General features: G+C 71.5%; 7 protein-coding genes. All 7 read left to right on the top strand.

Features of this window, described 5'->3' with window-relative positions:
- The first annotated feature begins 19 nt into the window (after window positions 1-19).
- The 7 genes from ACZ58V_RS19785 to ACZ58V_RS19815 are packed head-to-tail and all read left to right on the top strand — an operon-like array spanning window position 20 to window position 12553.
- Window positions 20-2365: an AAA family ATPase gene (locus ACZ58V_RS19785; RefSeq protein WP_471291109.1), complete on the top strand. Its 2346-nt coding sequence runs from the start codon at window positions 20-22 to the stop codon at window positions 2363-2365.
- Entirely contained in the window at window positions 2356-2694 is a 339-nt protein-coding gene (locus ACZ58V_RS19790) for a hypothetical protein (protein WP_471291111.1), read from the top strand. Before ACZ58V_RS19785 ends, ACZ58V_RS19790 begins: the two co-directional genes overlap by 10 nt.
- Window positions 2691-9641, top strand: a complete 6951-nt coding sequence (locus tag ACZ58V_RS19795) for an eCIS core domain-containing protein (protein ID WP_471291113.1) — start codon at window positions 2691-2693, stop codon at window positions 9639-9641. The genes ACZ58V_RS19790 and ACZ58V_RS19795 overlap by 4 nt, the downstream gene beginning before the upstream one ends.
- Before the next feature lie 15 nt (window positions 9642-9656).
- Entirely contained in the window at window positions 9657-10343 is a 687-nt protein-coding gene (locus ACZ58V_RS19800; protein WP_471291114.1) for a hypothetical protein, read from the top strand.
- Window positions 10340-11038, top strand: coding sequence for a hypothetical protein (locus ACZ58V_RS19805; RefSeq protein WP_189724193.1), 699 nt, complete (start codon window positions 10340-10342; stop codon window positions 11036-11038). The genes ACZ58V_RS19800 and ACZ58V_RS19805 overlap by 4 nt, the downstream gene beginning before the upstream one ends.
- 8 nt (window positions 11039-11046) lie before the next feature.
- Entirely contained in the window at window positions 11047-11421 is a 375-nt protein-coding gene (locus ACZ58V_RS19810; RefSeq protein ID WP_471291116.1) for a hypothetical protein, read from the top strand.
- Window positions 11414-12553 (top strand): hypothetical protein, encoded by a 1140-nt coding sequence (locus ACZ58V_RS19815; protein WP_189724191.1) that lies wholly within the window; start codon window positions 11414-11416, stop codon window positions 12551-12553. The genes ACZ58V_RS19810 and ACZ58V_RS19815 overlap by 8 nt, the downstream gene beginning before the upstream one ends.
- Window positions 12554-12575 lie beyond the last annotated feature (22 nt).

The raw sequence follows: 12575 nt of genomic DNA on the forward strand, positions 1-12575 counted from the left end.
GACGGGGGCAGGTGAGGACATGGGAGCGCACGGCACGGCCGCGGCGGGTGCGACGGCTGCCGCCGCGCTGGGCGCCGGCACGACGCTGACGGGCGAGATCCGGCGTGTCCTGGCCCGCGTCGACGCTCACGCGGGGCGGGCGGCGGGGGAGGCGCTCGGGGACACGGCCGGGCGTCGCACCGCGCAGGACAGCAGCATGGGTGCGGGGCGCACCGCGGGCGGAGGCCCCGGCGGGACAGCCGGGCAGCGTGCCTCGCGGGACCGCGGCGGCACTGCCGCGCGGCGCGGTTCGCAGGATCCTGATGGCGCCGCCGGGCTGCGGGTCTCGCGGGATTCCGGCGGTACTGGCGCGCGGCGCGGTTCGCAGGATCCTGATGGCGCCGCCGGGCTGCGGGTCTCGCAGGATTCCGGCGGTACTGCCGCGCGGCGCGGTTCGCAGGATCCCGACGGCGCCGCCGCACAGCGGGTCTCGCAGGACCCCGACCGCACTGTTGCCCCCGACCGTGTCGGCACACCGTCTGAAGGGCGGGGCACCGTGCCCGGGACCGTCGCCGACGGCCCCGGTGTCGCCCCCCTCGACGCCCTGGTCACCTGCTTCGGGCTCACCGTCTTCGAGCGTGACCTCGTGTTGCTCGCCGCCGCGCAGGAGCTGGAGCCGACGACCGGTGCCCGGTGTGCCGCCGCGAGTGGTGATCCGGAGCGGACGTACCCGACCTTCTCGCTCGCCCTGGCCGCCCTGGACGCACCGCACTGGAGCGCGCTGCCGCCCGTGTCGCCGCTGCGCCGCTGGCGGATCGTGGAGCCGGACGACGCGTCGCGGCTGACGACCTCCCGGCTCCGGCTCGACGAACGCATCCTGCACTTCCTGCTCGGCTCGCCCTACCTGGACGCCCGGCTGCACGGCCAGCTCCGCCGCACGCCGGTGCCCGACCGGCTGCCGCCGTCGTACGACCTCGCCGCGAGCGGGGTCGCGGCCGGCTGGACGGACGGCGCCCGCCCCGACGCGCCGTTGCTCGTCGAACTGGTCGGCGGCGACCTGCGCAGCCGTGCCGACATCGCCGCCGCGGCCGCCGCGCGTGCCGGGCTCGGGCTGTACGCGCTGAGCGCCGAGGACATCCCCGTCGACCCCGCCGAGCGCGACCGGTTCGCCCGGCTGTGGCAGCGCGAGGCGATCCTGCTGCCCGCCGCGCTGCTTCTGGAGTTCGGCGAGCCGGACCGGGACCAGCAGGCGGCCACGGAGGCGTTCCTGGCCGGGGCCGCCGTACCCGTCGTCGTGTCGAGCGCCGACCCGCGCCGCACGGACCGCCCGCACGGCACCCGCGTCAGCGTGCCGAGCCTGGACGACGAGGAGCAACTGGCCCTGTGGACGGACGCGTTCGACGACGTGGCCGACCTGGAGCAGACCGAACTGCGGTCCCTGATCGCCCAGTTCCAGCTGCCGCCGCACGTCGTACGGTCCGCCGCCGCCACCGTACGCCGTGAACTGCCCTACGAGGACGAGCTGGACGCCGCAGGCCTGGCCTGGCGGGCCGGTATGGACGAGGCCCGGGTCGGCATGGACGAACTCGGCCGCCGTATCGAACCGCAGGCCGGCTGGAACGACCTCGTGCTGCACGAGCGGCAGACCGGCGTGCTGCGGGAGATCGTCGCGCATGTGCGACAGCGAGCTATGGTCCATCAGGAGTGGGGCTTCGCGGCCACCCTGCGCCGCGGCCTGGGCGTCACCGCGCTCTTCGCGGGCGGCTCCGGCACCGGGAAGACCCTGGCCGCCGAGGTGATGGCGAGGGAACTCGGCCTCGACCTGTTCGTCATCGACCTCTCGCAGGTCGTCAGCAAGTACATCGGCGAGACCGAGAAGAACCTCCGCCGCGTCTTCGACGCCGCCGAACGCGGCGGTGCGCTCCTGCTCTTCGACGAGGCCGACGCCCTGTTCGGCAAGCGCAGCGAGGTCAAGGACAGCCACGACCGGTACGCCAACCTCGAGGTCAGCTACCTGCTGATGCGGATGGAGGCCTATCGCGGCCTCGCCATCCTCACCACCAACATGAAGAAGGCCCTGGACAACGCCTTCCTGCGGCGCATCCGCTTCGTCGTCGACTTCCCCTTCCCGGCCGAGCACGAACGCGCCGAGATCTGGCGCCGCGTGCTGCCTCCGCAGGCCCCGGTGAAGGACATCGACCCGCGGCTGCTCGCACAGCTGACCGTGGCGGGCGGCTCGATCCGCAACATCGCCCTGTCCGGCGCGTTCCTCGCCGCCGAGGAGGGCGAGCCGCTCCAGATGCGGCACATGCTCGCCGGCGCCCGAACCGAATACCTCAAGCTGGAGCGCTCCTTGACGCCGACGGAGGTCCGCGGATGGGTGTGACGCAGACGGGTGCGACGCCGTCCGGTGGGACAGGCCCCGGTGGGACGCGCCCCGGTGGGGCACCGGCGCCGCGCGAGATCCGCGTGGAGATAGGCGAGCTGGTCCTCGACGGCTTCCGCGCGGACCCCGACCGGGTCTCGGCCGCCTTCGAGGACGAGCTGACCCGGCTGGTCCGCGAGCGCGGCGTGCCCGCCGACGGCCCGTGGACGGCCGACGTCCTGTCCGGCCTGCCGCCGCTGCCCGCAGGCCTGTCCGCCCGCCGCCTCGGGCAGGAACTGGCCCGCGCGGTGCACGAAGGCCTGTGCGGCCGCGGGGAGGTGACGTCGTGAGCAACTCCTCGACCCAGGACAGCCGTTCCGAGCAGTCCGCCGAGCAGCGCCGCCGCAAGCGCAAGGAGCGTGCGGCCACGTCCCGCGCCCCCGAGCCGAAGGACATCGTCAGCGGCGCCGGTCAGCCGCTCGACCCCGGCGTACGACGGGAGCTGGAGGAGCGCCTCGGGCACGACCTGAGCCGCGTACGCCTGCACACCGGCCGGGACGCCGGTCAGCTGGCGGACCTGCTCGGCGCGGACGCGGTCGCCGTCGGCCAGGACATCTTCTTCGGCGAGGGGGCGTACCGGCCGGGCACGGACGAGGGCCGCCGTCTGCTCGCCCACGAACTCCTGCACACCGTCCAGAACCCGCACGGCCTCGGCACCCTGCGCGCCGGCCGCGACCTGGGCGCTGTGAGCCTGCCGCAGCAGGCCATCGAACGGGAGGCCGAGTCGGCGGCACAGGACCTGGTACGGGACCCGGAACAGGGCCCGGACACGGCCGCGGACCTCGACCAGGCGCAGGCCACCCCCGGCTGGCTCCGCTACGCGACCGTCGACGCCGACCGCCGCCGCACGGAGCAACTGGACCCCGCGACCCTCGTCGACCGCCTCGCCAACGGCCTCCTGCGTTCCCTGCGCGGCGACCCGGAGGACCGGTCGGGCCGCGTCCGGATCCAGCTGGCCCGTATGGCGCCCGAGGTGCAGGACAGCGTTCTGGACCGGCTGGAACTGCGGCTGCCCGTGCCCGTCGTCGACCGGCTGCTGGAGGGCGTGGAGGAGACGGAGCGGGCAGGTCCGCTGCCGATGGACACCGCGGCGGCTCCGTCGGCTGTCCCCGGTGCGGCGGAGGAGATCGAGGAGGAGCGGCGCGCTCGCGAGGACTCCGAGTCCGAGCCCGTCCCCGAGCAGGACGTACGGCCCAACGCGCCCGGCAAGCCGGACGGGAAACCGCAGGACGGCCGGCCCGCGCCCGGCGGCGACCGTGAAGAGGACGCCGAGAACCAGGAGGACGGAGGATCCGTCTCCGGCGACGCCGACCAGGAGAACGCCCAGGGTGGCGCGGGCTCGGCCGGGCGGCAGCAGGAGGGCTCCAAGGACGAGCAGGAGCGCTCGCAGGACCAGCAGGAGGACAAGGACGCCTCCGGCCGGGACGCCGAGAAGGACGCCGCCGACGAACGCAAGGACGCCTCGGACACCGAACGCGACCAGCAGGACCAGGACAAGCAGGACGAGCGCGAGGCCGAGGAGGAGGACCAGGGCGGCCCCCAGGACGAGGCCGCCCAGGAGCCCGAGCAGCAGGCCGGCGAGCAGGAGCGGCGCGAGGACGAGGGCACGTCCGAGGCGACCCGCCGCCAGGCCCCCGCCCCGGGCACCGTCGACCGCAGCGGCGCCGAGCCCGGCGAGAAGTCCCGGACCGGGGGTGACGCCGGGACGGCCCGTGCGGTGGGGGACCCTGAGAACGAACAGGACGGCGACGACGAGCCGTTGGGGCTGGACGCGGAACCCGCGCAGGACGAGACGGAACGGGAGACGGGCGACGACACGGCCGGTGCGGCCGGCGCGCAGCCCGTGCCCGATGCCGATCTCGTCGGCTTCACGGACGCGGCGAAGAACCCGAGCCTCGTCGAGGAGCGGCGGAAGGGTACGGCTCCTCTGCCCAGTCTGTCGTCCGCCTCCGACGCCCCGGCGCCGGACACGGCACCGCAGGAGGCCACGCCCGGCACACCCCGGGACGCCGCGGCCCGCTCCGAGGAGGAGGAAGGCCCCGGCGGCGAGTCTTTCGAGGACCTCCTGAGCGGTACGGCTGACGCGCAGCAGACCGATGCGTCCGGAATCGGCGGTGCCCTCGGTACGGCGTCTCCCGGTGCGGCCTCGATGGCCGACGCCGCCGGGACGGACCGGGACCGGAAGCAGTCGGACGAACACAAGGAGGACGCCGAGGCCGCACGGCGCGACGAGGAGGCCCGGACCTCGGACGCCGCGGCGACCGGTGCCGCCGCGGGGCCCGGTGAGACCGCCGCGCCCGACCAGTTGGCCAAGTCGGGCGAGGACGCCCGTACACAGGGTGCCGGTTCGCCATCGAGCACCGGGGCCGAGAAGGACGGGGCAAGCGAGGCCGCCCAGAGCGCCCGGAAACCGGAAGCCGGAGCTCTGGACCGCAGCGGCGGGAAGGAGACGGACTCCGGAGCGGACAAGGGCAAGGACAAGCAGGCCGACAAGTCCGAGGGCGGGCGCGAAGCGGGCGGGACGACCGGCCCACGCGACACCGCCGGGGACCAGGGGACCGAGGCTCCCGCACCCGACACGTCCCCCGGTGGCCCGGAGGTCTCCGAGGGCAAGGGTCCGGCCACCACTCCCGGGCCGGAGAGCGGCCCGGACAAGGTCTCCACCCCGGGACCCGCGAGCGCGCCGAAACTGGCACCGGGCAACGGGCCTTCGCCCATGGCCGCGGGGCCGCAACCCAAGACCAACACTCCCAAGGCCGCCGAGTCCGCGGCCCCCGCCGGATCGTCCGGCGGCTCCACGGGCTCGCGCTCCCGCCCGGGGGGCGGCAAGCGCCAGGCGGCACGCCAGGCCGCGAAGACCGCGTCGCGCCGTGGGGGCGGAGGCGGCGGCCGCAAGTCCGCGGCACCGGCACCCGTCCGCTCCGGCGGCCGCGGAGGTGGCGGTGGCCGCCCCGCCGTGTCAGGGGGATCGAAGGCCAAGGCAAAGAAGGAGACCCCGCCCCCGGACGTCTCCAACGCCACCCCCGAGTCCGGCCTGTCGACGGCCGCGGGGCTCAAACCGCACCAGGCCCTGGAAACGCTCAAGGGCGTCGGCAGCGCGGTCGGCCGCTCGGTCGACAAGGAACGCACCACCCTGCGCAAGGCGCCGCCCAAGATGCAGCGGCCCTCCGGCTCCCCGCGCACGGTCCCCGGCGGCCCGCGTGCGGCTGCCCCGGGCACGTACACCAACGCCAAGGTCGCCCGTACGGACGCGGCTCAGGGCAAGACGCCCGAGATCAAGGGCGAGCAGAAGCCGGAGGGCGACGTCCCGGGCGCGAACGTCCCGGAGCCCAGCTGGTGGGACATCGCCGTCACCATCGGCGCCCAGCTGTTCGGCAAGCTGCTCAAGGAGATCCTTCCGCTCGACGACCTGATCGACTCCATCCTCGGGCTGCCGACCAAGGACGAGGGGCTGAAGAACGCCCGCGTGGGCGACGCCCCGAGGCTTCCGCTGGAGAACGACTCGGACCCGCAGCGCACCGACGAGCAGGGCCACAAGCTCGACGAGCGGAAGAACGAACTGCACCAGTCGGGACGTGACGACGCGGCCCGCCCGATGGGCGAGGACCAGATCTATCCCGACGTGCCCAAGGAGACCCTGACCGGCAAGGTGGCCGGCGGGAAGAAGGGCGCGAAGGGCGGCGGCGCGCGGTCGGTGTCCGGCGGCGGTGTGCCGATCGAGTCCGCCTCCGCGGTCGCCGAGCACGACCGGGGCCCGCAGATCCAGGCCGGCTTCTCCCATGGCCGCCAGAAGATGGGCCAGGAGCGCCAGGCCAAGGACAAGAAGGCGGCGGACGACCGCAAGCAGCACGACCAGGACCTCCAGAAGGAGGTCACGGCCAGCGGCAAGAAGCAGTCCGACGCCCGCGACAAGGGCCGTTCCGACATCGCCGACTCACGAGACCGGTGGCGCGGGGAGCAGGACGACAAGGTCTCGGAGATCGACGGCAAGAAGGGCAAGAAGTACGACAAGGTCCGCGACGACATCAAGAAGAAGGAGGAGGACACCGACAAGGACGTCGACAAGCGGACCGAGGACGACAACAAGAAGATCGACGACGAGCAGACCAACGCCGAGAAGGAGGCGGAGAAGAAGCAGGAGGACGGCAAGGACGACGCCGACAACTGGCTCGAAGAGGCCATCGAGAAGCTCAAGGAGTTCTTCGAGAAGCTCAAGAACGCCATCAAGAGCGTCTTCGAGAAGGCCCGCCAGGTCGTCACCGACCTCATCGACAAGTTCAAGCAGCAGGTCTTCAAGCTCATCGACGACGCCCGCAACTGGGTCATCGACCAGATCAACACCTTCGCCGACGCGCTGATAGCCCTCGGCGACGAGCTCCTCGCCGACTACCCGGCGATGCGCGACAAGTGGCGCAACACCATCGACGGCGCGCGCGACTGGGCCGTACAGAAGGTCAACGAGGCGGCGGACGCGCTGAAGGAGGTCGCCGGGAAGCTCCTCGACGGCCTGTGCGGCGCGCTCCTGGCGGGCCTCGACGCCCTGGAGGGCGGCCTGCTGGCAGCGGTCGACATCGCTGAGACGGTCACCGTCGGCGCGCTGGAGTTCGGTGCCGCCGCGGTCGCCGCGCTCGGTGAGTGGGCGGCCATCTTCAACGACATCGTCTCCGACCCGGGCGACTGGATCAGCAAGGCCGGTGCCGCGGCGGAGACGGGCGCCAAGGAACACCTCTTCGAGGAGATCAAGACCGCCGTCAGGGCCTGGTTCAACCAGAAGGTCCAGGAGATCATCGGCATCCCGATGGAGGACTTCCAGGAGCTGATCTCCGGAGGCGTCACCGTCGAGCAGATGGCGCAGATGGCCTGGGACGAGGCCCTTCCCCAACTCCCCGTCATCATCGGCGTCATGGTCGTCGAGAAGGTCGTCGCCAAGCTCATCCCGGGCGCCGGCTGGGTCATGGCCGTCATCGACGCCCTGCAGACCGCGTGGGGCGCGCTCAGCGAGATCCTCGCCGCCTTCGGCCTGTTCATGGACTTCCTGAAGTCGGTCAAGAGCGGCAACGGCGCGCTGCCGTTCGCGAAGGCGGTCGCGGCCGGTGTCGTGGCGCTGCTGGAGCTGGTCTACGAGTTCCTCATCGAGGGCGTCGGCCGCTTCATGGGCAAGGTGGCCGAACGGCTCGGCGACATGCTCAAGAACCTCCGCACGAAGAAGCACAAGCCGGGCCCCGCCGACGACAAGCCGGACGCCCCCGCCAAACCCAAGGACGAACGTCAGGCCCCGACCGACGACCGCACCCCGGACCGCCCGGCCGACCGCACGGACGACGGCCCCACCGGCCGCCCGTCGGCACCACGCAAGCCGTCCCCGGACAAGACCTCCCGCCCCCCGTCGAAGCCCCGCCCCGGCAAGCGCCCCACCCCGGAGAAGAAGCGACGCCCCGCACACACCACCCGCCCGAAGAAGCGCCGCGACGACGAACGCCGCGACGAGGGCCGCGAGGTGAACGCGGCCCGCAAGCGCATGCGGGACGCGGATCGCGGGATGAAGGACGACGACAGGGACGACCGCCGCGACACCCCGACCCGCCGGGGCCCGGCCCGCGACACGGTCCGCCCCGGCCGCCGCCGCGACGCGAACGACCGCGACCGTGACCGCGACCCGAAGGACACGCGTCCGGGCGAACGCCGCACGGACGACCGTCGCCGTGACGACGACCGCGGGACCGACCGCCGACGGGACGACGGCCGCCGTGGAAACGACGACCGCCGCCGCGACACCGACAAGGAGCGCCCTCGCCGCCGGCCCCTCCGCCGCGCGCGCCAGACCATCAAGTCGGCCGTCAACCGAACTCGTCGCGCCACCGGCAAGCTCTTCGGCAAGGCACGCCGCAAGCTGGGCAACCGCCTCAACGACAGGCTTCGCCGGTTGCGAGAGCAGTGGCGCCGGAAGAACGACCGGGACCGGACACGCGACCGCCGCAGGGACCGCATGCGGGACCGGGACAAGCAGGCGTGGCAGCAGGGGAAGAAGGACTACGAGCTGCCCTCGGTCCGCTTCCGTGCCATCGACGGGGCCATGCACACGCTGCTCTTCGACGGCAAGGGCAAGAGCGGCGACCTGGCCATGCGGAGCACCCTGGCCGCGATCACGTCGTACATCAACGACTGGGAACGGGACAACAACACGCGCCCGATCGCGCAACAGCAGCAGCTGCGGGCCGACCAGGAGAAGGCCCGGAAGCAGGCGGAAGCTCTGCGTGAGAGCACGGAAAGGGCCCAGAGCCGTCTCCCGGACCGGGAGATCAGCAACAGCCGGTACACCCGGCGCACAGGACGGGCGACGTACGGGGAACCGATCTTCCTGGGAGGGGAGCAGGCCGGTATCGAGGCGCAACTGACCGCTCTCAGGGCACTGATGGAGCAGCTGGCGACCGCCTTGGAACAGCGCTCACGAGGCGTGGGCGAGCCGCCCCTGCCGGACACCATTCTGCCGGTGTTCTCCGACGGCGACACCGCGAAGTCTTTCAAGGCGCATTACATCCAGCAAGACACACCGGTCGGCACGGAAGCCGACCATCGCCCGGACGCATGGCCTTTGGGCTGGGACCGGGCTGTCGCCAACGGCATTACCGCGAGAGGCGACTGGGTGCGCATGCACATGCTCACCGCAGTCCTGGGCGGTCATGCCTCTACATCGAACCTGGCGCCGGCCCGCCGGGCAGACAACATCGACGCCAGGGAGAAGGCCGAACATCCTGCCGCGCGCGCGATCGGAAAGAAGCCCGGGTGGGTCGGTCAACTGGAGAGAATGATCTGGTATGACGTCAACATCACCATGCGGAGCAGCTATCCGGGATATCCAAGTTCCGTGGACATGCATTGGGGAACCTATGAGTACCCCAATGGGCACTGGCAGCGGAAGAGCCGGCCGGGCGGACCCTGGACCACGGGAAGTTTCGCCCCGCCCCCGTGGCAAGCAACCGGAAACACGCCACTCTCGGTCAATCTCAACCAGGCCACATTCAAGGAAGTAAAGGCGATATCAAGGCTGAACACGGCCACTGCCAGAAGAGTTGTGAACCTCCGGGACGCTCAGCCGGGCAAGAAATTTGCGGGAATGGGTGACCTCAAGACCAAGCTGGAGGCTCAGGCGGCAAGCGCTCCCGCGCTGGCTGCGGCGAAGAGAGTGATCGCGGTCTTGGAGGAGGCCGAAAAGGGCAAAAGGCTTTACTTCAGGTAGGTCACGGGAGACATCATGGAACTCGAAGAACCGACAGCATACGAAGAGGGTTGGCTCAAAGTCCTCGATGAGCTGCGTGACAGCCCGGCTGTCGACGTGTTGAACGAGGCGAGGGAAGACATCGACCTGACGGCGGAGGACACCGCCTTCGATGACCTCGCCGAGTGGGATGGCATCGAAATCGGTGCGGAACTCCGTAGTGCGTACATTCGCTTTTCGCAGCTGGGAAGTCAATGGCGGACCATCGACCCCTACCCGTATCTGGCGGGCGAGTTCCAGCTCACTCCCTTGCCCCTGGCGGTGCACGAGGGCGCGCCGGAATTTCCGTCGTCGCTCTACTCGGACGAACAGCGTGAACTGGCCACCGGGTTTCGTGTGATCGATGCCAGCCCCTTTACCGGCACAGGTTCGTTCGTCGCCCTGCGGTTGCAGTCCGGAGTCGAGAATCCCGAGGTCTGGTTCTCCGATCACCGGACGAACACGCTGTGGCAGATGAACCTCGACTACCGCGCATACATGGATGCCTTGCGGATGACCAAGGGAGTGTTTGACTGGCAGCACCTCTTCACGGAGGCGCCGCTGAGCGACGAGGAATTCGCCGGCACGGCTGCCGACCTTCGGGTCATGCTGGACGTGCTTCCGGAGTTCTTCCCCGACCACGACTACTCGGACCTCCAGGCCCGCCTCCGGGAGCGCACGTGACCCGCTACGCCGACATCCCCAAACCCATCCGCTCCGGCATCGTCGTCGTCGACCCCGACACCGGCACCCCCCAACGCATCATCGTGCTGCAGTTCAACCCGGACACCCTCGAACGCAGCGTGAGCCCGCAGTCCGCGGGTGACAGTGGGGACGCCGGAGGCGGGGGGACCGGCAGTGGTGACCGGAATGAGGCGTTGCGGCTCAAGGGCCCCGCGCAGGAGACCTGGAAGTTCACCGCCGAGATCGACGCGACGGATCAGTTCGAGGTCGCGGCGCCCGACGGGATTCATCCGCAGCTCGCCACGCTGGAGATGCTCGTACAGCCGACAACGGCGCAACTGCGCGCCGCCAGCCGGCTGTCGCAGAAGGGTGCCATCGAGATCAGCCCGATCGAGATGCCCCTGACGCTGTTCACGTGGGGGAGCAAGCGGGTCATGCCGGTGCGGTTGACGGAGCTGTCCGTGAACGAGTCCGCCTTCGACGTGAACCTCAATCCCATCCGCGCCTCCCTCAGCATCGGCATGAAGATCCTCACCGTCAGTGACCTGCCCGCCGGGCACCGCGGTGCCGATCTCTACCTCGCGCATCTCGCGCAGAAGGAGCGGCTGGCCGCCGCCGCCCGGGGCGGCAGCCTCGGCGCGCTGGGACTCGGCGGCGGCATCGGGGCAGCGAGCGCATCGATCAGGAGGGGCTGAGCCACACCATGGCCGACATCGAACCGTACGAGCGCGCCCTGGACGCCATCCCCGGCGCTCATCCGTATCCGCGCACCAGCCGGTACCACGACGCCGAGATCGGGGTGCACCGCCGCCCCGACGGCAGTGAAGTCCGGTACACCAAGCGCCGGTTGCTGCCGCCTCTGGACGACGGCGGCCACCAGGAGGCCCAGCCTCACGTCGTCGGCGCGGGGGAGCGGCCCGACCTGCTCGCCCAGCGGTACTTCGGCGACCCCGGGCAGTGGTGGCAGATCGCCGACGCCAACCCGGTGCTCGATCCACGCGAGTTGACCGACGAGGCCGGGCGGATCATCGGCATACCGACCGCCGGCGGCTTCCCGCAGGGGGACCGGCGTGTTTGACCTGCCCGTGGGGCAGGGCCCCGTGCACATCACCCTCCTCATGGGGCCCAAGCTCGCCCGCCCCGTGCCCGCCGAGGTCACCGAGGCCCTGCTCTCCGCGCAGATCACCGCCACCGCGGGCGAGCGCAGCGGTTTCCAGCTCGCCTTCGACCTCACCAAGAACGGCATCATCAGCCGCCGGCTGCTGCCCGAGGGATTCTTCGATCCGAAGACCCGCCTGATCGTGACCGTCAACGTGCGGGGCACGGCCGCCGTGCTCTTCGACGGGCTGGTGGTGCGTCAGGAGGTCGGTGCCAGCAACCGGCCCGGGCATTCCACCCTCACCGTCACCGGCGAGGACCTCACCCTGCTGATGGACCTGGAGGAGCGGACCGCCCGCTATCCCAACCTGCCGCCCTCCGAGCGGGCCCTCGCCATCCTGCGCCGCTACTCCGACTACGGCATCCGGCCCGACGTCTACACCGAGAAGGTCGCCCAGCCTCCGCACCAGGACCTGCGCGTCCACTACCAGACCGGCACCGACCTCCAGTACGTCACCGAGCTCGCCCGTGCCAACGGCTACACCTTCTACCTGGAGCCCGGGCCCAACCCCGGTCAATCCTCCGCCCGTTGGGGCCCCGAGGTCCGGCTCGGCATCCGCCAGCACGCCCTCAACGTCAACATGGACGCCCAGTCCACCGTCGACCAGCTGACGTTCGCCTACGACGGGACGGCCAGGGAAGAGCCGCAGGCACGCTGGCAGGACCCCGGCACCCGGCAGTCCACCCTGCTGCCGCAACCGCCGATCAGCCCGCTGCGCCCGCCCCTCGGCAGGCGCCCCACCCCGGCCCTGAAGCGCAGGACGCTGTCCGGCACGGCCAAGCAGCAGCGCGAGCAGGCCGAGGCCGAACTGCTCGCCCGCGCGGCCGTCTCCGCCGACGTCGTCTCCGGCTCCGGCTCCCTCGACGTCAACCGGCACGGCTACATCCTCCAGCCGCGCCAGCTCGTCGGCGTACGGGGCGCCGGACGCGCCTACGACGGCGACTACTACGTCAAGTCCGTCACGCACAACCTGAGGCCGGGCTCGTACCAGCAGAACTTCACCCTCTCCAGGGAGGGCCTCGAAGCCCGCAGCGACTACGTCCGGCCGTAACCGCACCACCCACGACCACCAA

The sequence above is a fragment of the Streptomyces sp. NPDC040589 genome, from assembly GCF_055594445.1.